The sequence below is a fragment of the Candidatus Aalborgicola defluviihabitans genome, assembly GCF_016705985.1.
Lineage (GTDB): Bacteria > Pseudomonadota > Gammaproteobacteria > Burkholderiales > Burkholderiaceae_C > Allorhodoferax > Allorhodoferax defluviihabitans.
The window spans coordinates 229,807-252,115 of sequence record NZ_JADJKN010000008.1; the positions used below are offsets into that span (position 1 = coordinate 229,807).

At 58.1% G+C, this 22,309-nt stretch carries 18 protein-coding genes; 3 read left to right on the forward strand and 15 right to left on the reverse strand.

What is annotated here, in order from left to right; genetic code table 11:
• Positions 1–8: 8 nt before the first annotated feature.
• The 4 genes from ccoO to IPI80_RS11480 form a co-directional block, all read right to left on the reverse strand.
• Positions 9–635, reverse strand: coding sequence for a cytochrome-c oxidase, cbb3-type subunit II (gene ccoO / locus IPI80_RS11465; RefSeq protein WP_413860147.1), 627 nt, complete (start codon positions 633–635; stop codon positions 9–11).
• Positions 636–647: 12 nt separating this feature from the next.
• Entirely contained in the window at positions 648–2,084 is a 1,437-nt protein-coding gene (ccoN, locus tag IPI80_RS11470; protein WP_413860149.1) for a cytochrome-c oxidase, cbb3-type subunit I, read from the reverse strand.
• A 100-nt stretch (positions 2,085–2,184) separates the two neighbouring features.
• The gene (gene ccoS / locus IPI80_RS11475; RefSeq protein ID WP_413860151.1) at positions 2,185–2,322 is read right to left on the reverse strand and encodes a cbb3-type cytochrome oxidase assembly protein CcoS; all 138 of its coding nucleotides are present in this window, start codon (positions 2,320–2,322) and stop codon (positions 2,185–2,187) included.
• Positions 2,322–4,721 (reverse strand): heavy metal translocating P-type ATPase, encoded by a 2,400-nt coding sequence (locus IPI80_RS11480; protein ID WP_413860153.1) that lies wholly within the window; start codon positions 4,719–4,721, stop codon positions 2,322–2,324. Before IPI80_RS11480 ends, ccoS begins: the two co-directional genes overlap by 1 nt.
• A gap of 106 nt (positions 4,722–4,827) precedes the next feature.
• Between IPI80_RS11480 and IPI80_RS11485 the strand changes: the two genes are divergently transcribed.
• Positions 4,828–5,271 carry a universal stress protein gene (locus IPI80_RS11485; protein WP_413860155.1) on the forward strand — a complete coding sequence of 148 codons (444 nt, stop codon included), beginning with the start codon at positions 4,828–4,830 and terminating at the stop codon, positions 5,269–5,271.
• Positions 5,272–5,415: 144 nt separating this feature from the next.
• Here the strand turns inward: IPI80_RS11485 and IPI80_RS11490 are convergent, their stop codons facing one another.
• Positions 5,416–7,401 (reverse strand): OPT family oligopeptide transporter, encoded by a 1,986-nt coding sequence (locus tag IPI80_RS11490; RefSeq protein ID WP_413860157.1) that lies wholly within the window; start codon positions 7,399–7,401, stop codon positions 5,416–5,418.
• A gap of 632 nt (positions 7,402–8,033) precedes the next feature.
• On the opposite strand from IPI80_RS11490, the gene IPI80_RS11495 reads away from it, so the two are divergent.
• The gene (locus tag IPI80_RS11495) at positions 8,034–9,503 is read left to right on the forward strand and encodes an alpha/beta hydrolase (protein WP_413860159.1); all 1,470 of its coding nucleotides are present in this window, start codon (positions 8,034–8,036) and stop codon (positions 9,501–9,503) included.
• Between the two features lie 135 nt (positions 9,504–9,638).
• Here IPI80_RS11495 and IPI80_RS11500 read toward each other — a convergent pair whose 3' ends face one another.
• From IPI80_RS11500 to acs, 10 genes are all read right to left on the reverse strand, one after another.
• Positions 9,639–11,195, reverse strand: coding sequence for a malonate--CoA ligase (locus tag IPI80_RS11500; protein WP_413860161.1), 1,557 nt, complete (start codon positions 11,193–11,195; stop codon positions 9,639–9,641).
• A gap of 15 nt (positions 11,196–11,210) precedes the next feature.
• Positions 11,211–11,990, reverse strand: coding sequence for an enoyl-CoA hydratase/isomerase family protein (locus IPI80_RS11505; protein ID WP_413860163.1), 780 nt, complete (start codon positions 11,988–11,990; stop codon positions 11,211–11,213).
• Positions 11,987–13,348 (reverse strand): TRAP transporter large permease, encoded by a 1,362-nt coding sequence (locus tag IPI80_RS11510; protein ID WP_413860165.1) that lies wholly within the window; start codon positions 13,346–13,348, stop codon positions 11,987–11,989. Before IPI80_RS11510 ends, IPI80_RS11505 begins: the two co-directional genes overlap by 4 nt.
• Positions 13,345–13,929 (reverse strand): TRAP transporter small permease, encoded by a 585-nt coding sequence (locus IPI80_RS11515; RefSeq protein ID WP_413860167.1) that lies wholly within the window; start codon positions 13,927–13,929, stop codon positions 13,345–13,347. The genes IPI80_RS11510 and IPI80_RS11515 overlap by 4 nt, the downstream gene beginning before the upstream one ends.
• Entirely contained in the window at positions 13,926–14,948 is a 1,023-nt protein-coding gene (gene dctP, locus IPI80_RS11520) for a TRAP transporter substrate-binding protein DctP (RefSeq protein WP_413860169.1), read from the reverse strand. The genes IPI80_RS11515 and dctP overlap by 4 nt, the downstream gene beginning before the upstream one ends.
• 38 nt (positions 14,949–14,986) lie before the next feature.
• Positions 14,987–16,489, reverse strand: a complete 1,503-nt coding sequence (locus tag IPI80_RS11525; protein ID WP_413860171.1) for a malonyl-CoA decarboxylase domain-containing protein — start codon at positions 16,487–16,489, stop codon at positions 14,987–14,989.
• A complete protein-coding gene (locus IPI80_RS11530; protein ID WP_413860173.1) occupies positions 16,486–17,154 on the reverse strand; it encodes a GntR family transcriptional regulator in 669 nt (222 codons plus the stop codon). The genes IPI80_RS11525 and IPI80_RS11530 overlap by 4 nt, the downstream gene beginning before the upstream one ends.
• A gap of 109 nt (positions 17,155–17,263) precedes the next feature.
• Positions 17,264–18,082 (reverse strand): prolipoprotein diacylglyceryl transferase, encoded by an 819-nt coding sequence (lgt, locus tag IPI80_RS11535; protein ID WP_413860175.1) that lies wholly within the window; start codon positions 18,080–18,082, stop codon positions 17,264–17,266.
• A 31-nt stretch (positions 18,083–18,113) separates the two neighbouring features.
• A complete protein-coding gene (locus IPI80_RS11540; protein ID WP_413860177.1) occupies positions 18,114–18,362 on the reverse strand; it encodes a TIGR04438 family Trp-rich protein in 249 nt (82 codons plus the stop codon).
• Between the two features lie 151 nt (positions 18,363–18,513).
• The gene (acs, locus tag IPI80_RS11545) at positions 18,514–20,493 is read right to left on the reverse strand and encodes an acetate--CoA ligase (protein ID WP_413860179.1); all 1,980 of its coding nucleotides are present in this window, start codon (positions 20,491–20,493) and stop codon (positions 18,514–18,516) included.
• 241 nt (positions 20,494–20,734) lie between these two features.
• Here acs and IPI80_RS11550 point away from each other — a divergent pair, with 241 nt between their 5' ends.
• Positions 20,735–22,300 carry a fumarate hydratase gene (locus IPI80_RS11550; protein ID WP_413860181.1) on the forward strand — a complete coding sequence of 522 codons (1,566 nt, stop codon included), beginning with the start codon at positions 20,735–20,737 and terminating at the stop codon, positions 22,298–22,300.
• Positions 22,301–22,309: the final 9 nt, after the last annotated feature.

Here is a 22,309-nt window from a genome sequence, read left to right on the forward strand (position 1 = left end):
CTTGGTGTTTACTTGAGTGCCAGACCCAGGACCTGCAGATAGGCAACCAGGGCTTCGAGTTCAGTCTTGCCCTTGACGTCTTCCACGGCCTTGTTGATTTGCTCGTCGGTATAGGGAACGCCCACGACGCGCAGCGCCTTCATGTGGGTCGGCATGACATCGGCATCCGCCGGGGTCTTTTCCAGCCAGGGGTAGGCAGGCATGTTGGATTCCGGAACGACGTCACGTGGATTGTTCAAGTGGGTGTGGTGCCATTCATCGCTGTACTTGCCGCCCACGCGGGCCAGATCCGGGCCGGTACGTTTGCTGCCCCACTGAAACGGGTGGTCGTACACCGACTCGCCCGCCACAGAATAGTGACCGTAACGCAGGGTTTCAGCACGGAAGGGGCGAATCATTTGCGAGTGGCAGTTGTAGCAACCTTCACGTACATAGATGTCACGACCAGCCAATTGCAGCGCGGTATAGGGTAGGACACCCTTGATCGGCTCTGTGGTGGACTTCTGGAAGAACAGCGGAACGATTTCCACCATGCCGCCTACCAGCAACACCACCAAAATGAGAACGATCATCAAGAAGTTGTTCGTCTCAATGGCTTCATGTGACAGCCCGGATTTTGTATTTTGATTTGCCATGTTGATACCCTTTTATGCGTGTGCAGCAACGGCTGGAATGGTGACGTTCACCGCACGGCCGGCCGTAGCCGTCTTCAGCGTGTTCCACAGCATGATGATCATGCCGGACAAGTACAACAGACCACCACACAAACGCAGAACGTAGAACGGATAGGTAGCCTTTACCGATTCAACAAAGGTATAGGTCAGTGTGCCGTCCGCATTGATAGCGCGCCACATCAGGCCCTGCATCACACCGGCAATCCACATGGCAGCGATATAGATCACGATACCGATGGTTGCGGTCCAGAAGTGGACTTCAATGGCCTTGACGCTGTGCATCTGCTTCTGCCCGAACAGCCTGGGAATCAGGTAGTACATGGAACCCATGGTCACCAGACCCACCCAGCCCAGAGCGCCCGAGTGCACGTGGCCTACGGTCCAGTCGGTGTAGTGGCTCAGGGCGTTGACGGTCTTGATGGACATCATGGGGCCTTCGAAGGTGGACATGCCGTAGAACGACAGCGACACGATCAGGAAGCGCAGGATGGGGTCATCGCGCAGCTTGTGCCAGGCACCCGAGAGAGTCATGATGCCGTTGATCATGCCGCCCCAGCTGGGGGCCAGAAGAATCAGGGAGAACACCATGCCAACGGACTGGGTCCAGTCAGGCAACGCGGTGTAATGCAGGTGGTGAGGGCCCGCCCACATGTAGGTAAAGATCAGCGCCCAGAAGTGAACGATGGACAGACGGTAGCTATAGACAGGACGGCCTGCCTGCTTGGGAATGAAGTAGTACATCATGCCCAGGAAGCCGGCGGTCAGGAAGAAACCCACCGCATTGTGGCCGTACCACCATTGCACCATGGCATCCTGCACACCGGCATAGGCCGAGTAGGACTTCATGAAACCGGCGGGAATAGCGGCGCTGTTGACCAAGTGCAGAATAGCCACAGCAAGAATGAACGCGCCAAAGAACCAGTTGGCGACGTAAATGTGCTTGACCTTGCGGGTACCGATGGTGCCAAAGAAAACGATGGCAAATGACACCCAAACAAAGGTGATCAAAATGTCGATGGGCCACTCCAGCTCAGCGTACTCTTTAGCCTGGGTGAAACCCAGCGGCAAAGAAACAACTGCCGACAGAATCACCAGCTGCCAGCCCCAAAAGGTAAAGGCAGAGAGCTTGTCACCAAACAGGCGAACCTGGCAGGTACGCTGCACCACGTAGTAGGCCGCAGCGAACAAGCCGCACCCGCCAAACGCAAAAATCACGGCATTGGTGTGCAACGGGCGCAGTCGTCCATACGAAAGCCATGGAATACCGAAGTTCAGTTCAGGCCAAGCGAGCTGGGCGGCGATGATGACGCCAACCAACATGCCGACCACGCCCCAAACCACCGTCATGATGGCAAACTGCCGCACAACGGTATCGTTGTATACAGTTTGTTGTTGATTTGCAAATGCCATTTTTACCTCTTCTCTTATTAAATCTAGTGCGAAGTGTCCACGCCAAAACGGTCAATCGGGTTGATCAATGTCAAAGCCTGCTGAAAGTTCTTAATATTAATTAAGAATCTTTCAGTATCCTTTCACCTTCGGCCTCAATATCCTCGAACTGCCCCCTGTTGATGGCCCACCACAGACCGCCCAATATAAAAAATACCAGGACAACAGATAGCGGAATCAACAAATACAGAATATCCATCACAAAACCTTTTTAAGGGATGGGGCGCGGGCCAACCGCAAGGCGTTGAGCACCACCAGCAAAGAACTGGTCGCCATGCCCAAGCCAGCCAGCCAGGCAGGCAACAATCCCACCACGGCCAACGGCACGCAGGCCGCGTTGTACAGCAACGCCCACCATAGATTTTGCCGTACGATCGACATGGTTCGGCGGGAAAGCGCCAGTGCCTGTACAACACTCATCAGTTGCTCGCCCAAAATCACAAAGTCAGCCTTGGACTGCGCCAAAGGTACCGAACGGCCAAACGTGAAGGAAACGTCAGCTCCGGCCAGCACCGGCCCGTCGTTGAGCCCATCGCCTACCATGGCCACGTGGTGTCCCTGTGACTGCAAAGTTCGCATGAAAACCAATTTATCATCCGGAGAACAGCCCCCTTGCGCATGCACAATGCCAGCCTGAGCCGCCACCCGTGCCACAGAATCAACGGTATCGCCAGAGAGCATATGCACCGCCACCCCATTTGCAGCCAAGGCCGCCACCGCTGCTGCGGCCTCAGGGCGCAGATCTTCTTTCAGCTCAAAGGTGGCGAACCAGCCCTTTTCATCTGCCAAATAGGCACTTAAGCCAGCAACACCCACTTGCTGCACCTCAACGCCACAAAAGCGTGCAGAACCCAGCCGCAAGCTAACAGTGCCGTCACTACCGGAATGTCGGCTGTTCCGTGCTTGCCCGCTAACACCCTGCCCCGAATGTTCAGTTACGGCTGCGCATTCCCAAGGGTTGCTGGCCCCAACGCCACCCGATTTAGTCTGAGCGTGGGCTTGCGCTACCGCCAGCGCACGCGAAACCGGATGCAGGGAATGGCAACCCAGTGCCGCCGCCATGGCCAACGCCTCTTCAGCTGACGCGCCAGGCCGCACCGTGACGGCGCCCAGCACCATGGCATCACGGGTTAGTGTGCCAGTCTTGTCAAAGACCAGCGTATCCACACCAGCCAATGCTTCCAGCGCCTGCAGCCTGCGCACCAGCACACCGCCACGCGCCAAAGCACCTGCCGATGCCAGCATGGCTGCCGGTGTTGCCAGCGAAAGGGCACAGGGGCAGGTCACCACCAACACTGCAACAGCCACCATCAGGGCATGACCCGGATCACGGCCCCACCACCAGGCTCCCGCACCGGCGGCAGCCAGCAGCACACCGATCAAGAACGGTTTGGCCAAGCGGTCTGCCAGCATGGCACCAGCCGGTTTGGTGGCCGATGCGCTCTCCATGAGCGCCACAATCTCGGCAAACCGGGTGGCCTCGCCCGTGCGTTCCACACGCACTTGCACCGTGCTGCTAAGGTTGTGGCTGCCTGACAGCACCTGCGATCCCACCCCACGCGAGAGCGGATGCGATTCACCCGTGAGCAAAGCCTCATCCACCTGCGTTTCGCCACTGTGTACCGTGCCATCGGCAGCAAAGGTCTCGCCGGGGTGCACCCGCAGCACATCACCCACCACAACACGGCGCACAGCCACGCGCTCAAAACTACCATCTGCCAGCAGCCGCTCCACGCTGTCGGGCAGGCGGTTCATCAGGGCTTCCAATGAACCAGCCGTGCGATCCCGCAAACGCAGCTCCAGCCAACGCCCCGTCAGCAGGAAAAAGACAAACATGGTTAGCGAGTCGAAATACACCTCGTGACCAAACACACCTGCGGGCTCAAAGGTCCCCGCCGTGCTCATCGCAAAGGTGATGGCAATACCCAGCGCCACCGGCAAATCCATGCTGACACGGGCCTGGGTGATGTCGCGCCAGGCGTTTCGAAAAAATGGACCGCACGAAAACAGCATCACCGGCAGGCTCAACACCCACGATGCCCAGCGCAGCAGTTGCTCCATCTCGCCCGACAGGTCGCCCGGCAAGGCCACATACGCCGGGTAGGCGTACATCATGACCTGCATCATGCACAGTCCTGCCACCAGCCAGCGCCACAGGGCTTGTCGGGTTTCCTGCTTGCGCCGTTCGCTGGCAAACGCGTCATTGGCTGGCACGGCGCGGTAGCCACTACCCTGCACCGCCTGCATCCAGGCCGACGGCAACACGTGCTGGTCAGACCAGACCACCTTGGCGCGGTGGCTGGCGGCACCCACCTGGGCACTGATGACGCCGGGTATGCGGGTCAATGCATCTTCCACCGTCAGCGAGCAGGCCGCGCAGTGCATGCCCTCAATCACGACACTGGACTCCCAGCAATGCGGGCCACTTGTCGAGGGGCGACTAAAAGCACTCCACTCCTGTGGATCGTCCAACAGGCGCAGGTCGTATTCGGCGTGGGGTCTTAGGGTCGGGGGTACCTCCGCTGCGGTGGCTGCAATAGGTTCATTCGACGGCACATCCGCAGTGGTTGGCGCTGGCGCGAGTGCGATGGAGTGCATGGACTAAGAGTGTGCAGGGTAAGTGTTGTCACGTGCTTGACTTAGATCAAGACAGTAGAACCGGTGTAGAGTAGCCTTAAGTGACACCTACTTCAAGGAGCAAACCATGTACCAACGTATTTTAGTCGCCACCGATGGCTCTACCCTCTCCAAAAAGGCCGTCAAGGCCGCCATTGACCTGGCCGCGCTGTGCGGAGCCGAACTGGTTGCGCTCAAGATCGTGCCGCGCTACCCCCAAAGCTATTTTGAGGGTGGCATTGCACTGCAACCAGACGAAGTACGCCGAGTGGAAGCCCAGTGGGCAGACGAAGGCCAAGCCGTTGTGGATGCTGTCAAAAAGGCTGCCTTGAGCAAAGGCGTCACGACCAAGGCATTGATCGTCAAGTCCGATGTGGTGTCCGACGCCCTCCTGGCCGCCGCCAAGAAGCACAAGTGCGACCTGATCGTGATGGCATCGCACGGCCGCAAGGGCATCAAGCGCCTGCTGCTGGGCAGCGAAACCCAGCACGTGCTGACCCACGGCAACGTTCCGGTTTTGATTCTTAAGTGATATTTTGCAACTAAATTGGCTTGAAGCCCTCGTCAGTTATACGTAAGTAGCTCCTATTTAGATAGCATCGTCTATGCAGACACCGAGTATGCCGGTAGCGGGCGCTGTTTACGGCTGGGCAGACCCTATCCGTAGGCTCCCAGTTCAGGCTTCTAATTGACGAGACGCCTTTATCATCCAAAGGTACAGCGTAGTGACCACTGCGGCCCCCAAAACAGCCGCAATCGCCATGGTTTGGAATTCGCCAAGATTATTGACAATTGCCAATGGCTCACCATTGCCGGTTAGCACAATCAAGCCGGCCAGACCCACATTGAATAAACTTTCACCCACAATAAAACCGGACATCACCAGCACCGCGATGCGCTTGGCTGCTTCGCCCCAGGGTTTTGCATGGACGTAGCGCTCAAAAACAAACCCCGCCACCGCGCCCAACACGACTGGCAACGTGACTGCGCTGGGCAGATAGATCGCCAAACCCACGCCAAGTGGCGGCAAGGTATAGCGCCCTTTACTGCCCGTTTTCAAAACGAAGTTAAAAACCACTAGCGCCAAGCCCAATGCCGCACCCCAAAAAACCAAATCCCAACGCAAATCACCACCGATGACGCCTTTGGCCAGCGTAGTAATCAGGGTTGCCTGCGGCGCGGCCAAGGGCGTACTGGAAATGGCGGTACTTGAAGTGGCACCGGCAAAGCCATAGGCTTGGTTTAATAACTCCAGCACGGGAGGAATCACCAAAGAGCCTGCAAACACACCGATCACCAAAGCAACTTGCTGCTTCCAGGGCGTGGCGCCCACCAGTTGACCCGTTTTTAAATCTTGTAAATTGTCATTGCCTACCACCGCGACCGCCAACACCACCGTAGTGACAAACAAGGCAAACGCAACCAAGGCATGCGCGACTTCCGGCCCCATGATGTGACGCCCAACGAGCCCTACGCTGAACGCTGCGCCCAAAATTGTCAAAATCGCAATGCCCGACACGGGAGAATTGGACGAGCCAATCAAGCCCGCCATATAGCCACACACAGCCGCTGCAAAAATACCTGCGATAACAATATACGCAATGCCCACCGCCACCAAAGGCGCCGCAATGCTATGTAAAACACCGCCTTGCAAAAAATTCGCCAACAACCAACCAGCGGGTGCCATGGCCAGTAAAACGACCAAGCCCACCATGAAAATCGGCAAATCTTGTTCGGTACGCGGCAGGGCCTCGCCACCTTCTTTAGCACGCCGTGCTGCATCCAATGCCGATTTCAAACCACCGATAACCGGCTTTGCCAAACCAATCAAGGTCACCAGCGCGGCTGCACCAATGGCGCCTGCACCGATCATGCGTACTTGCGAGCTCCATGCGCCTAGCGCTTGATCGGCTGCGCTCAGAGCACTTGGCACATCCGTACTGGAAAACAGCGGTACCAACACGCCCCAAGCAATCGCCAAACCCGTCAGCATGGCGATACCAACAGTAATGCCCATCAAATGCCCAGCACCAAACAGCGCCAAAGAACTGGCGGCAGCAACGCCGGTTGCACCACTGCCCACTTTGAAATAGTGAGCCACTTCAGCCGCCAACAGTTTTGCGCCTGCACCCGCAGCAAACACGGCAGATGCCGCGCTGCCCAAAATAACGGCCATCAAGCCGACTTTCCCTTCGCGGGCGCCTGCGCGGGAAGACGTGCCGACTTTCAATACTTCTGCGGCGGCGACACCTTCTGGGTAGGGCAGATCTGATTTTGATACCAGGGCACGGCGCAGCGGCACGGTGTACATCACACCCAGCACACCACCAATTGCACACGCCCCAAAGGTTGGCCAAAACGGAATATGGGTCCACCACCCAATCATCAACAAACCGGGTAAAACAAAAATCACCGAAGCCAACGTACCCGCTGCAGAGGCGATCGTTTGGACAATATTGTTTTCCTGTATGGACGCGTTTTTAAAGGCACTCAGCAACGCCATCGAAATAACGGCAGCTGGAATAGACGTGGCAAAAGTCAAGCCTACTTTCAATCCCAAATAGACTTGCGCCGCAGTAAAAATCAGGGTGATTAATATTCCGAGAACAATGCCACGCAGTGTGATTTCATTCGGTTGGGGCGACTCAAGCATCCGTTTCATTTCTTCAAATCTTCTATGACAATCCGGCGTTGACGTTTTACGCTTTTGCACCATAACGGCGGTATTTTTTGGTTCCGCGTTGCATTCAATACGATGTGACACGCACCGGTCGGCACTTCATGTCCGTGGTCTCAAGTATGACACTGGAAGTCGCTCTGAAAAATATGGGTTTCCCCTGAGAGGGAAAGCTGAAATCTCAAAAAAAATTTCACTATTGCGTGTCAAACTACGCACCACACGCTTCCGGTTCCTGCGCCCTGTTGACGGGATGCTGGAACAATATAATTTTTTTTCGCCCCGCACACCTACTCCAGAGTCTGTCCATGCCAATTCCGCTAGCACCGTCGTCACGCCTAAGCCACTTAGCCCTTTTAACCCTGGTTGCAGCACTGCTTGCCGCGTGTGGCGGTGGCAACAGTACACCTGATCCGATGGCATCATTCAGGCAGCAAAAGTTGGACTGGAAACCGTGCGACCCCACACTTCTCAGTGATGGAGAAAACTCCATCACAACTGCTGGCAATCGCGTTAAATGCACGCTGATGCGCGCACCACTCGACTACGCCAACCCGGCGCTTGGCGAGTTGCAGGTAGCACTGCTAAGGGTCAGTGCCGAGCAGCCTGATCAACGCATGGGTGCCATTCTGGTGAATCCGGGCGGCCCTGGCGGTGATGGCCTGACATTTGGATTCCGGTTTAGCGAATTTTTAGCACTCGGCAACCCGGCCGACGCAACCGGTAAGCTGTTCAAGGAGATGTCCAACCGGTACGACATGATCGGTTTTTCACCACGTGGTTTGGGGGCCAGCAGCGCGTTGACCTGCAGTTCAAATGAGCGACTTGAAATCGAAAACAGTCTGGTTTTTGACCGCAGCCCTGAAAACATCAAAAAGGTGCAGCACAACACACGCCTTAAGGCACAAGCCTGCGCCAAAAATCCGCTGACCAAACACATCCACACCGACGCTACCGCGCGCGACATGGATCTGGTACGCGGCCTGCTGGGCGATGCCAAACTGAATTTCATCGGTATGTCTTACGGAACCTGGCTCGGAGCTTGGTATGCCAGCCTGTTTCCAGAGCGCGTTGGTCGCATGCTGCTGGATAGCAACATGGATGTCTCTGGCAGCTACGATGATGCAACGCTGTTATCTGAAATGGGCCGTCAGCGTGTGATCGATGCGGTCATATTGCCCTACTCCGCTCGCCACGGACAGCGTTTTAACCTTGACAGTAACCCCGCCCAGATCAAGAGCCAGATACTGGCGCTGCCTCTATCTCTCAAAACGCTTTTGGCGACGGAGGTCATCGACTTCAACAATTCAAACAATATCGATCAAAACCCGCTCGCAATCACTGCCGCACTAGGTTTGAATGCGTTGCGAAAGCAACTCCCACAAGCCGACGAAAGTGGCATTCATGCAGCCATCGACACCTACACCTTTACGACGAGCCCGGACAACACCGTTGCAGCAAATCAGGCACATTTCTTCGCAAAAGAACTTTTCGCTGTGCAGTTCCGCAACAGGGTCCTAGTCGAACCTAGAAGTGCAGTTCGCTCAGCCGTGGTCTGCAACGACCTTGGCACCATCGGTGATGAACAGCGCTGGGTCGATATCGGCAACGATTATTCCACCCGATACCCACTCGCGGGCGGCACAGCCACAGCCAACCCTTGTCTGTACTGGAGTGCACCGGTCGTAACGCGCCCGCCTCTGGCTGCGGCGACCAAGGCTGGCCCACTATTAATGCTGCAGAGCCGCTATGATGCAGCGACTCCCGTTGAAGGGGCCCAAAAGACGCTGGATGCCCTGCCCAACGCCAGCATGATCGTTATTGAAGACGAGTACACCCATGGCTTGTTTCCGTACAACGATAGTTGTGTCGATGCCAAGGTTGCCGACTATTTTCTCAACGGCACGATGCCACCGCGCACCAGCAGCTGCGCCGGAAGGCCCTTGCCAGCAGATGCTCTTACGCAATCCACGAGCCAAGTGAAGGCAGCGTCTGTAACCAGCCCCTACATAGACCCGACAAAGGCCGCTGAGATCATGCGCAGAATACACAAGACGATCGAGGAAGCAACCCGCAACAGGTTTTAAGACGATGCCGCACTGCTATTGACCACGGCAATTTTTCCTATTTGAATACTGATTGATTGTTAACAGTGAAATAGCCTGTAGCCCTCGTCGGATATATGTAGTGCGCTATAGGTTTAATAGCATTCCAACTATCGACTAGGGTTTCTGGTATTGTGCCCGCAACAGGTTTTTCTGCACCTTGCCCATGGTATTGCGGGGCAATTCGGCCACTACATAGCAGCGCTTGGGTATCTTGAAGTTGGCCAGCACCTTCTTGAGTTCGGACAGTATGTTGTCTGGCGCCACCCGCGCGCCGGGCCGGGCAATGACCACGGCCACGCCCACCTCACCAAAGTCCGCATCGGGCACGCCCACTACCGCACTTTCTGCCACGCCCGGCAGCGTGTTGATGGTGGCCTCAATCTCGGCGGGATAGACGTTGTAGCCACCGCTGATGATCAGGTCTTTGCTGCGCCCAACGATGGTCACGTAGCCGTCCGCGTCCACCTGCCCCACATCGCCGGTCTTGAAGTAGCCGTCGGCGGTGAATTCCTCTTGGGTCTTTTCCGGCATTTGCCAATAGCCGGTAAAGACGTTGGGGCCCTTGACCTGAATATCTCCGATTGCGCCCACCGCCACGGACTGCCCTGCATCGTCCTGCACGCGCAGGCTCACACCTGGCAGCGGGAAACCCACCGTACCGCCCCGGCGCTCAGAAAGTCCGCCATAGCGCGCATCTGCATTGCACGGATTGGAGGTCAGCATGGTCGTTTCGCTCATGCCGTAGCGCTCCAAAATGGTGTGGCCGGTACGCGCTGTCCAGTCATTGAAGGTTTCAATCAGGAGCGGGGCCGAACCAGATATGAACAAGCGCATATTGCGGGCTGCCTCGCGGTTGAGTCCAGACTCGGCCAGCAAACGCACATAGAGCGTGGGCACACCCATGAACACGGTGGCCTGCTGCAGTTTCTCCAGCACCCGCTTGGGGTCGAATTTGGCGAACCACAGCATCTTGCTGCCGTTAAGCAACGCACCGTGCACGGCTACAAACAGACCATGCACATGGAAGATGGGCAACACGTGCATCAACACATCACCACCCTGCTCGGGCGTGCGCCAACCCCAGTAATCTTTCAACACCCGCGCATTGCTCAACAGGTTGCCGTGCGACAGCATGGCGCCTTTGCTGCGCCCGGTGGTGCCGCTGGTGTACAGAATGGCTGCCAGGTCACCCGCCTGGCGTGTGGCCACGGTGTGTTGGTCGCTGCCCGGTCCCTGCGCTGCAGCCCGCGCAAGCAATGATCCGGTGCGGTCATCGTCCAGGGTGAATACATGGCGGGTACCGGCCTTGAAAGCGATCTTGCTGACCCAGCCAAAGTTCTTGCTGGCACACACCACCACGGCGGGCTCGGCATTGCCGATGAAGTACTCCATCTCGGCGCTCTGGTAAGCCGTGTTCAGGGGCAAGAACACAAATCCGGCGCGCAGGGTGGCCAGGTACAGCGCCAGGGCCTCGACCGATTTGTCCACCTGCACGGCAATGCGGGAGCCGGCGGGTAGCTGCAGCGATTCCAGCAAGTTGGCCAGCATGGCGGTGGCACGGTCCAGGTCACGCCAGGAGTAGTTCAAACCGTTGTCGGTTTCAATGGCGATGGCGTCGAGGTCAGCAGGAAAGGCCGCGCGCAAGGCGGCAAACAAATTTTCGTTCTTCATGGTTCAGGGTTCTTGTCAGGGGTGAAACCGGGGTGGGCGCTTCTCGGTGAACGCCAGCACGCCTTCGCGGTGCTCGTGGGAATCGGCATAGCGGTAGGCGTTTGCTATCAAATCACTAGCTACTTGTGTATGATTGACAAGGGCTAGAGCCCTAAAAGTCTGCTTATTGATTCGGCCAGCCTGGGGTGCCAGGGGCAGCATGCGATCCACACAGGTCTGCACGGCCGCATCCAGTTCGGCCACGGGCACCACCTGGTTGAGAAAGCCGCGCTGGTGCATTTCGGCTGCATCCAACAGGGCGGCCGACAGCAGCATTTCGCGGGCAGTGAGTTCACCCACGGCGCGCATCACCAAGGCCGCCTCGCGCGGGGCCATGGGAAAGCCCAACTTGGCAATCGGTGCGCCAAACCGGGCGTTATCTGCAGCGATGCGGATATCGCAACAACTGGCAATCTCCACCCCGGCGCCCATGCAGTTGCCCTGGATTTGGGCGACGATGGGCACGTCGCAGTCCAGCATGGCCTGCAGGCCACCCCAAACATCTTCTTCGTGGAACGCCCGCAAGCTGTGCTCCTGGAAACGGAATTCGGCATATTCCGAAATATCCCCACCAGCGCAAAAATGGTCCTTGCCCCGGATTACCACGCAGCGCAGGGTTTGGTTTTGCTGGATTTGCTCGAACACGGCTCGCAGCTGACGCCACATGCTGCGCGACATGGCGTTGAACTTGGCGGCGTGCGCCAACTCCACCATGGCCAATGGGCCGTTCATGTCCAGAACAACCGATTTGCTCATGGTTTGGCCCCCGCCACGCCCATCACTGCATCGGGTAGCGCAGTGGCAATGCCAGGGAACACGCAGATCAGCACTACGGCCAGCAACATCAGCACCACAAAGGGCAGCACGCCCCAGATGATGTCACTGAGTGGAATATCGGGAGCAATGTTCTTGATGACAAAGATGTTGAGCCCCACCGGCGGGTGGATCAGGCCGGTTTCCATCACGATGGTCATGAGCACACCAAACCAGATCAGGTCGAACCCAGCAGCCTTGAGTGGTGGCAGGATGATGGGAGCCGTCATAAGGATGATGCTAACCGGGGGCAGGAAAAAGCCCAGCAAAATCACCATCACCAGAATAGCCGCGAGCAGTACCCATTTGGAGAGTTGCATCGCCACGATCCACTCCGCGGTGCTTTGGCTGATGTGCAGAAAACTCATCACGTAAGAGAACAGCAGCGACATGCCAATGATCATCATCAGCATGGTGGACTCTCGCAACGTTGCGCTCAAAATCGGTGCGACATCCTTGGGCCGCCAGACACCATAGATGACCGCAATCAACGCCAGGGCCAATATCGCACCCAGACCTGCTGTCTCACTGGGCGTGGCAAAGCCACCATATAACGCCACCATTACACCCACCAGCAGCAGCACAAAGGGTACGACGCGCGGCAGCATCTCAAACTTCTGGCGGGTGGTAAATGTCTCACGATCCAGCAGCGCCGATGCTGCACCACTGCGTTGGAATTCGGCTTCAGCCAAACGGTACTCCTTGCGGTAATGCGCAACAGCGTAAGCGGCAAACAGGCTCACCAACAACACCCCCGGAAAGATGCCCGCCAGGAACAACCGGCCCAGCGATTGCTCGGCTGCCACCGCATACAAGATCATGGTCACCGACGGTGGCAACAAAATGCCCAGTGTGCCACCGGCAGCGATGATGCCAGCGGCAAAGCCTGGCGAGTAACCACGCCGGCGCATCTCAGGAATGCCGGCACTGCCAATGGCCGAACAAGTGGCCGGGCTGGACCCTGCCATGGCCGCAAACAGAGCGCAGGCAAACACATTTGCAATGCCCAGACCTCCGGGTATGCGACCCATCCAGACATGCATGGCAGCGTACAGGTCCTGTCCGGCCCGGGATCGGCCAATGGCGGCACCTTTCAGGATAAAAAGCGGGATCGACAGCAGTGTGATGCTGGCCATTTCCTCATACACGTTTTGTGTCACCGTGTTGAGCGCGGACGCCGGCATAAACAAATACATGAACAGCACGGCCACGCTACCCAGCGCAAACGCAATGGGGGCGCCGGAGAACATGAACAGCAACGTGGCAACGCCAAACAACAAACCCATGCTCAGCATGCTCATGCGGCAACTCCCGACACCTGTTTGCGTAAACCATTCATCCGTGCACTCAGTTGCACCAGTATCTGCAGACTCAAGAGTGTCATGCCCGCCGCCATCAACCCATAGGGAATCCACAGCGGTGGCGCCCAGGACGAAGACGTGGTTTGCTGCTCGACCCAAGCTTCATGGAACAAGGTCCACGACTTCCAGGCGAAGAAGCTGCAAAAAGCGCTGCTCATCAGATCCACGCACAGCAAGCGCCACTGATTCCATGCAGCGGGCAACAGCCCCGCTACCGCTTCAATACCCACGTGACCACGCAGCGCCTGCACAAAGGCCCCACACAAGAATGTGGCACCCACCAGGCAAAAGACCGCAGCCTCATCCTGCCAATCGGTCGATGCCTGCATCACATAACGGGAGACGACGCTGTAGGTCAACACCAGCGACGCCACCAGCAAAGCCAACATGCCCAACACCACCATAACCTGGTTGATCCAGCGCAGCAGCTTGGCCAGCGGCATCAAAAAGCCGGGCGTATCCGGGTCCACCGGGGGCACGACCAAGCCTGCTCCACCTACCACACTGGCTCCATGGCTCATAGCAGTTTTTGCGCTGCCTTGAGCAAGGCTGCGCAAGATTCATTCTTGTCGTTGAAGTCCTTCCACGCGGTTTCGCGGGCAATGACCTGCCAGCGTTTGAGTGTGGCTTCGTCCATGTCATAGACCTTGGCACCGGCCTTGGCGTAAATATCGGCAGCGAGCTTGTCGTCCGCCTTGGCAGCATCACGGGCAAACGTTTCCAACTCACCACCTACAGCCATGACGGTATCTTGCTGCGCCTTTGGCAGCTTGGTGAAAACTTCCTTGGACATCATCAATGGCTCAAACATGAACCAATAAGTCTTGTCCCGCCCCGTAGTCAGATGTTTGGCAATCTCTTCCAGCTTGAAAGAGATAAAACTGGTGCTGGATGTCATGGCCGCATCCATGGCGCCGGTCTGCATGGCCGCATAGATTTCGTTGGACGGCAAGGTGATGACCGAAGCACCAGCCTGCTTGAGCATCATGTCCATTTCGCGGCTACCGCCGCGCACCTTCAGACCCTTGGCATCGTCAGGGGTCAGCAGCGGACGCGTGCGGCTGGCCACGCCGCCAGCCTGCCAGATCCAGCTGACGATGACGATGCCCTTGTCGTCCATCACTTTGCTCAACAACTTGCCCACTTCGGCGGTCTTCCAGGCTGCACCTTGTTCGTAGCTGGGTACCAAGGCAGGCATCAGGCCAATGTTGGTCTCGGCCACCTCGCCGCCAGCATAGGACAGCGGCACAAGGCTCATATCCAGCGCGCCCTTGCGCATGGAGGAGAACTGGGCATTGGTCTTCATCAGGGATGAGCCCGGATACACCGACGCCTTTAACGCGCCGGCGGTGCGCTTTTCCACCTCCACCGCAAATTTGCGGCACAGTCGGTCACGGAAGTCGCCTTCAGTCAGGGTGCCGCCGGGAAACTGGTGGGAAATCTTGAGGCCACCGCCGGCCTGGGCCCAGGCACTGCCGGTCAGCGCACCGACTGCGGAGGCGCCCAGCGCCTGGATCATGTTGCGTCGCGTAAATGTCATGCTTGTCTCCTGTTGTGAATCGTCGTGCAGAACTCGTGCTAGGTTGGTTTGATAAAAAGTGCCTCGACCGCTTTGGACACGGGAATCTTGCCCTGCGCCAATTGACGACGGTGCTTATCCAGGCGCCGCAGGTCATACAGGTAATTGACCATCAGGCCATAGGACTGCTTGAGTCCTTTGCCAGAAGGGTCGCCCGCCCAGTTAAGTCGCTCCACCCGCGCCCCGTTGCCCAGGTGGAAACGTGCCACCGGGTCCACTGGCTTGCCATCCACCAGGGCCTGGCCCAGATAATGTGCAGCGCAGCGCAGCAGCATCTGGCGCACCGCAGATTTCTCGGTCAGGGTCAGGGGCGTATCAACGGCGGCCAAAAAATCGGTGGGACCGGGTGGCTCACAACCCACGGCGCGGCCCAGTGCCAGTTTTTCCCGCTCGTTCAATGCTTCAATCAGGGGCCCCACATGCTTGCCCAGCCAGGCACGAAAGCCCGGAATCGGCGACAACGTGGCAAAGATCCTGAGCTTGGGGAATTCTTCTTTCAGCGTTTCCACCACCCGCTTGATCAGCGAATCACCAAAGCTCACACCGCGCAGGCCGGTCTGGGTGTTACTGATGGAATAGAAGATGGCCGTGGTGGCGCGGCTCAGGTCGGCATGGGCAGCTTGTTCATCCAGCAACGGTGTAATTGCCCCCGCCATCTCGTCCACCAGAGCCACTTCCACGAAAATCAGCGGCACACCCGGCAGGCGGGGGTGAAAGAATCCGTAGCAGCGCCGGTCGCTGTCCAGCCGGTTTTTGACGTCGGCCCAGCTTTTGATGTCGTGCACGGCTTCGTACTGGATCAGCTTTTCGATCAGCGACGCCGGTGAATCCCAACTGATGCGCCGCAGGTCCAGAAAGCCCACGTCGAACCAGGTGGAGAACATGTACTCCATCTCCACATCCAGCGCCATCAGGCGTTTGTCCTGCTTGAGGCTGGGCTGCATCTCCGCGCGCAGGTTCACCAGAAACTCGATACCACCGGGATAAACGCTGAAACGCTGCAGCACCCGCCGGCGTGGAGACACGGTGGCCCGGCGATAGTTAACCTCGGCCACTGCCTCTTCGGGCGTACCCACGGCAGCGGCAAACTGCACCTGGGCAGCTTTGACCTTGAGCGGATCAGCCACAAACTGTTCACTCATCAGCAGCCACAGGTCGCGCCGGTGCTCGGGCGTGGCGCCCGCATACCAGGCGGCAATGGCCTGGGCACGTCGACCGCCCTCCACTTCGCTGACCTTCGGGTCAATGATGGCGTGCAACTCCTGCAGGATGCGCCGCAGCACGCGGGGCGACAGGGCCTCATCCTTTTGGCCCAGTGTGGCCTTGAGGCGCACATGGGTGGAACGCGGTCGTTTGTCAGCATCCACTGTTCGCTCCGCATTTGCTCCTGATTTGATAGCTGTCTGCGCTGTTTTATCGAGGGCTGGAGCCTCTTTTTGCTCCGCACTCACTGCTGGCAGCAAGCGCGAGACGTTGCGACTGATCCAATTGGTGGGCTTCATGCCAGCAGCCTGCTCTTCTGCTCACGCGCCAGCACCCGCAGGGCCTCGCGTTGGCGGGTAATGTGCTCGCGCATGGCAGCTTCAGCCCCCTCGGAATCGCGCTCGCGCAGAGCGGCGTAAATCGCCAGGTGTTCACCCAGGCTCTGCTCCAGCCGACCCGGCGCGTAGAGCTGCTGCTGGCGCGCCAGCTTGAGGATCTTGCGAAGATCAGCAATGGCCTGCGCCAGCCAACGGTTGTTGGCCAGCGTAATGATGGCCTCATGGATGGTGTAGTTGGTGTCGTAATAGCCCTGAATTCGCTTGGCCTGGGCATGCTCCCGTAACCGGGTATGCAAGGTGTCCAAAGCGGAAATGTCGGCATCGCTGGCGTTGCGGGCGGCCTCAAAGGCACAGCGACCCTCCAGCAAAGCAATGACCGGAAAAATCTCGTCCAGGTCCTGTTCAGTAACCTGGTTGACGAAGCTGCCGCGACGCGGCTCGTGGCGTACCAGGCCCTCTGCTGCCAAGACCTTCAGGGCTTCCCGCAATGGCGTGCGGGATATTTTCAGGCTGGCGCACAGGGCGGCCTCGTCAATGAAACTGCCCGGCGCCAGATCGCCGTCAAAGATTTGCGCCCGTAGCAGGGTTGCCACTTTGACATGCAGGGAGTTTGGGACCAGGCGCATAAGAATTGCCAGATTATTTTCAATAATTACCGATAATTATTAGGATATTGCCTCGTACTGGCAAGGCTTTCTACCCCCGGACAAACCCGAGGGTTCCGTTAGCTTTGTATCAGGTAACTTTGGCGGTAGTGCGGGTACCCATCCACCACCACAGCAGGGCACCGCCCACAATCATGGGCACGCACAGCCATTGCCCCATGCTCATGCCCAGGGACAGCAAACCCAGAAATGCATCGGGTTCGCGGAAGAACTCTGCGATGAAACGCATCACGCCGTAGCCAAACAGAAAGGCCGCAGCCACCCGTCCTTGTTTAGGCGCCTTGCCGGCATACCACCACAGCAAAACAAACAACAAAATCCCTTCAAGCAAGAACTGGTAGACCTGCGAAGGGTGGCGTGGCAGATCACCAGCACCGCGAAACACCATGCCCCACGGCAAATCCGGGTCGCACAGGCGACCCCACAACTCTCCGTTGATGAAGTTGCCCACCCGCCCTGCCGCCAGTCCAGTAGGAACACACGGCGCAACAAAGTCGGCCACCTGCCAAAACGGCTTCTTGCGGGACAGGGCGTACCACACCATAGCCACAATCACACCCAGCATGCCACCATGGAAACTCATGCCACCTTGCCAAACGGCAAATACCTCCAGTGGATGGCTAAGGTAGTAAGCAGGTTTGTAAAACAGGCAGTAACCTATGCGCCCGCCCAACACCACTCCCATGACACCCAGGAAGAGGATGTCCTCAACGTCGCGGAAGGACCAGGCACCAGGCCCCTCGATGGTAGAGAAAGGCGCGTGCCGCAAGCGCAGTTTGCCCAAGAACATGAACAGGGCAAAGGCGGCCAGGTAGGTAAGGCCATACCAGTGGATGGCAACTGGCCCGATTTGCAGGGCCACGGGATCAATTTGGGGATGAATCAGCATGGCCCGTATTGTGCCCCTGCCGGCACAGACCCTAACGTCGCTTGTTCTTGCGGCTCAGCATGCCCAGCGCATCGCGGCTGCGATCGATGCGGTCTTTACGGCGTGCATCCTCAACTTCCATAGCCTTGCGCTTGGTATAGCCCGACGCATCGGCCCAAGCCCACCACGCAATGGCCAGACCAAATGGCGCCAGAACCACCCACCAATCCCAGACTGCCACGGGCCCAATTTCCAACCACTTCATGACCAACAAGATCAGACCCAAACCCAAGAAATACATGACTGCCTCCTGATTTCACGACAACACGGCCGTTGGTTAGAACCTGCCGCATTCCCTTTTGCACCTTGTTCCACTGTAACCCAAGCGGCCATGCAGCAGGAATGAAAAAACCCGCCGAAGCGGGCTCTGGACCACGGTTCAGGACAACCGCTTAGTAGGCTTGACCCAGTTGATCCAGAATGGCCGGATTTTCCAGCGTGGACGTGTCTTGCGTAATGGCCTCGTTCTTGGCCACCGAGCGCAGCAGGCGGCGCATGATCTTGCCGGACCGAGTCTTGGGCAGGTTGTCGCCAAAACGGATGTCCTTGGGTTTGGCAATGGGGCCAATCTCCTTGCCGACCCAATCACGCAACTGCTTGGCAATGGCCTTGGCTTCGTCGCCGGTGGGGCGTGGACGCTTGAGCACCACGAAGGCACAGATGGCTTCACCAGTGGTGTCATCAGGGCGGCCCACCACAGCGGCTTCGGCCACCAGTTCGGTGCAGCTCACCAGGGCTGATTCGATTTCCATGGTGCCCATGCGGTGACCCGAAACGTTCAGCACGTCGTCGATGCGGCCGGTGATGGTGAAGTAACCCGTCTTCACGTCACGAATGGCACCATCGCCTGCAAGGTAGTACTTGCCCTTGAAATCTTCGGGGTAGTAGCTCTTCTTGAATCGCTCGGGGTCACCCCAAATGTTTCGGATCATCCCTGGCCAGGGCTTCTTGACGACCAAAATGCCGCCTTGGCCGTTGGGAGCATCCTTGCCCGTCTCGTCCACAACGGCGGCATAGATGCCAGGGAACGGCAGTGTGCAGGAGCCGGGCACCATGGGGGTTGCACCCGGCAGGGGGGTGATCATGTGGCCACCGGTTTCGGTCTGCCAGAAGGTGTCCACAACGGGGCATTTGCTGCCGCCAACATGCTTGTAGTACCACTCCCAGGCAGCGGGGTTGATCGGCTCGCCCACCGAACCCAATAGGCGCAGGCTGGACAGGTCGTAACTCTTGGGATGCACGGCGTCATTGGCTTCTGCGGCCTTGATCAGCGACCGGATGGCCGTGGGTGCGGTGTAGAACACGGTGCACTTGTGGTCTTGAATCATCTTCCAGAAGCGACCCGCGTCTGGGTAGGTTGGCACGCCTTCAAACACAATCTCGGTGCCACCCAAGGCAAGAGGGCCGTAAGTGATGTACGTGTGGCCCGTTACCCAGCCGATGTCGGCCGTGCACCAGAACACGTCGTTGTCCTTCAAATCGAATGTCCACTTGGTGGTCAGGGCCGCGTGCAGCAGGTAGCCACCGGTGGAATGCTGGACACCCTTGGGTTTGCCAGTGGAGCCAGACGTGTAGAGCAGGAACAAGGGGTGCTCGGCCTCGACCCATTCCGGTTCGCAGGTGGTGGGCTGGCTACCCACAACATCTTGCATCCACTGGTCGCGACCTGCAGTCATGGCAATATCGGAGCCACTGCGCTTGACGACCAGCACGTTCTTGATCGATTCACAGCCACCCAGTGCCAAAGCTTCATCAATGATGGACTTCAGGGGCAACTGCTTGCCGCCACGCACCTGGTTATCGGCCGTGATGACGGCCACTGCGCCGGTGTCTTCAATACGGTCACGCAGCGACTGGGCCGAGAAGCCGCCAAACACCACGGTGTGGGTTGCGCCAATGCGGGCACAGGCCTGCATGGCAGCCACGCCGTCGATGGACATGGAAATGTAGATGACTACGCGGTCGCCCTTCTTGATGCCGATCGACTTCAAACCATTGGCAATCTGGCAGGTTTTGGCCAGCAGGTCTTTGTAGCTGATCTTGGTGACTTCGCCGCCATCGGCTTCGAAGATGATGGCGGTCTTGTCACCCAGGCCTTTCTCCACATTGCGATCCAGGCAGTTGTAAGAGGCGTTGAGCTTGCCGTCAGCAAACCACCTGAAAAACGGCGCATTGCTCTCATCCTGCACCTGCGTAAAGGGTACTTTCCAGGACAGCAACTCCCTGGCCTGACGCGCCCAGAAGCCTGCGTAATCGGTTTCGGCTTCCTTGCACAACGCTTCATATGCGGGCATGCCAGAAATGGTAGCGTTCTTGACGAAGTCTGCGCTGGGCAGATAGACGTGGCTCTCGCTGGCGGCGGTATCGGTCATGAAATGTCTCCTCGGTTGAATCAAAAGCTGGCCGGATGTTGGCTCCAAGCACTTACATATCACTGACTCACTGGCCCCCATGCTCCGCCGCTACGCGGGTCGCTGCCCCCCGAGGGGGCTAACTCGCCTTGGGGCGGCCCGGCGGCGAGTTGTGGCCCCCATGCTGTGCGTCAGCCGCCTGTGGGCCAGATTGGCTAAACTCTGCGGGTTAACCCCACAGTCAATTTACCGCGCCAAAATCATGACCATCCACATCCGCCAGACCGACCTCATTGAATCGGTTGCAGCCGCACTCCAGTACATCAGCTACTACCACCCTGCAGACTACATCGCCCACCTGGCCCGCGCCTACGAGCGCGAGCAAAGCCCTGCGGCGAAAGACGCTATTGCACAAATTCTGACCAACAGCAAAATGAGCGCCACCGGTCACCGCCCGATTTGCCAAGACACCGGTATCGTCAACGTGTTCCTCAAAGTGGGCATGGATGTGCGCTGGGAAGGCTTTACCGGCAGCCTGGATGACGCCATCAACGAAGGCGTGCGCCAAGGCTACAACCACCCCGACAACACCCTGCGCGCCAGCGTGGTGGCCGACCCGGAGTTTTTGCGCAAGAACACCAAAGACAACACCCCGGCGGTGATCTTCACCGAGATCGTGCCCGGCAACACCGTGGAAGTAACCGTGGCGGCCAAGGGCGGCGGCAGCGAGAACAAGAGCAAGATGACCATGCTCAACCCCGGCGACTCGGTGGTGGACTGGGTACTGAAAACCGTGCCCACGATGGGTGCCGGCTGGTGCCCGCCCGGCATGCTGGGCATTGGTATTGGGGGCACGGCCGAGAAGGCTGTGTTGATGGCCAAGGAAAGCCTGATGGACGACCTGGATATGTACGAGTTGCAAGCCAAAGCCGAGCAATCGAAAGCGGGCGGCGCCACACTCACCAACGTCGAAAAACTGCGCCTGGAACTGTTTGAGAAGGTCAACGCCCTGGGCATTGGTGCGCAAGGTCTGGGTGGCCTGACCACCGTGCTGGATGTCAAGATCAAGATGTACCCGACCCACGCCGCCAGCAAACCGATTGCGATGATCCCCAACTGCGCAGCCACCCGCCATGCCCATTTTGTGATGGACGGTAGCGGCCCGGTCTACCTGGACCCACCGTCACTGGACCTGTGGCCCGACGTGCAATGGGCGCCCGACTACGTGAAGAGCAAAAAGGTCGATCTGAACACGCTGACAAAAGAAGAAGTGGCCAGCTGGAAACCCGGCCAAACCCTGCTGCTCAACGGCAAAATGCTCACCGGGCGCGACGCCGCGCACAAGCGCATCAAAGACATGCTGGCCAAGGGCGAGAAGCTGCCGGTGGACTTTACCAACCGCGTCATCTACTACGTGGGCCCAGTCGATCCGGTTGGTGATGAGGCGGTTGGCCCTGCCGGCCCCACCACGGCAACTCGCATGGACGGTTTTACCGAGATGATGCTCAGCCAAACCGGTCTGATCAGTATGGTCGGCAAGGCCGAGCGCGGCCCAGTCGCCATCGAAGCCATCAAAAAGCACAAGAGTGCGTACCTGATGGCCGTGGGCGGCGCCGCTTACCTGGTGTCCAAGGCAATCAAGACCGCCAAGGTGGTGGGCTTTGCCGATTTGGGCATGGAAGCCATTTACGAATTTGACGTGGTGGACATGCCCGTCACCGTGGCAGTAGATGCAGGCGGCACCAGCGCCCACATCACGGGTCCGGCCGAGTGGCAGAAGAAGATTGCCCTGGGTGAATTCAAAAACATCACCATCACGGCGAAATAGGCCAAGCCG

Bases quoted from the DNA above. Each gene is read 5' to 3' on its own strand.
- ccoO (WP_413860147.1), bottom strand. From the start codon at position 635: ATGGCAAATCAAAATACAAAATCCGGGCTGTCACATGAAGCCATTGAG.
- ccoN (WP_413860149.1), bottom strand. From the start codon at position 2,084: ATGGCATTTGCAAATCAACAACAAACTGTATACAACGATACCGTTGTG.
- ccoS (WP_413860151.1), bottom strand. From the start codon at position 2,322: ATGGATATTCTGTATTTGTTGATTCCGCTATCTGTTGTCCTGGTATTT.
- IPI80_RS11480 (WP_413860153.1), bottom strand. From the start codon at position 4,721: ATGCACTCCATCGCACTCGCGCCAGCGCCAACCACTGCGGATGTGCCG.
- IPI80_RS11485 (WP_413860155.1), top strand. From the start codon at position 4,828: ATGTACCAACGTATTTTAGTCGCCACCGATGGCTCTACCCTCTCCAAA.
- IPI80_RS11490 (WP_413860157.1), bottom strand. From the start codon at position 7,401: ATGAAACGGATGCTTGAGTCGCCCCAACCGAATGAAATCACACTGCGT.
- IPI80_RS11495 (WP_413860159.1), top strand. From the start codon at position 8,034: ATGGGTGCCATTCTGGTGAATCCGGGCGGCCCTGGCGGTGATGGCCTG.
- IPI80_RS11500 (WP_413860161.1), bottom strand. From the start codon at position 11,195: ATGAAGAACGAAAATTTGTTTGCCGCCTTGCGCGCGGCCTTTCCTGCT.
- IPI80_RS11505 (WP_413860163.1), bottom strand. From the start codon at position 11,990: ATGAGCAAATCGGTTGTTCTGGACATGAACGGCCCATTGGCCATGGTG.
- IPI80_RS11510 (WP_413860165.1), bottom strand. From the start codon at position 13,348: ATGAGCATGCTGAGCATGGGTTTGTTGTTTGGCGTTGCCACGTTGCTG.
- IPI80_RS11515 (WP_413860167.1), bottom strand. From the start codon at position 13,929: ATGAGCCATGGAGCCAGTGTGGTAGGTGGAGCAGGCTTGGTCGTGCCC.
- dctP (WP_413860169.1), bottom strand. From the start codon at position 14,948: ATGACATTTACGCGACGCAACATGATCCAGGCGCTGGGCGCCTCCGCA.
- IPI80_RS11525 (WP_413860171.1), bottom strand. From the start codon at position 16,489: ATGAAGCCCACCAATTGGATCAGTCGCAACGTCTCGCGCTTGCTGCCA.
- IPI80_RS11530 (WP_413860173.1), bottom strand. From the start codon at position 17,154: ATGCGCCTGGTCCCAAACTCCCTGCATGTCAAAGTGGCAACCCTGCTA.
- lgt (WP_413860175.1), bottom strand. From the start codon at position 18,082: ATGCTGATTCATCCCCAAATTGATCCCGTGGCCCTGCAAATCGGGCCA.
- IPI80_RS11540 (WP_413860177.1), bottom strand. From the start codon at position 18,362: ATGTATTTCTTGGGTTTGGGTCTGATCTTGTTGGTCATGAAGTGGTTG.
- acs (WP_413860179.1), bottom strand. From the start codon at position 20,493: ATGACCGATACCGCCGCCAGCGAGAGCCACGTCTATCTGCCCAGCGCA.
- IPI80_RS11550 (WP_413860181.1), top strand. From the start codon at position 20,735: ATGACCATCCACATCCGCCAGACCGACCTCATTGAATCGGTTGCAGCC.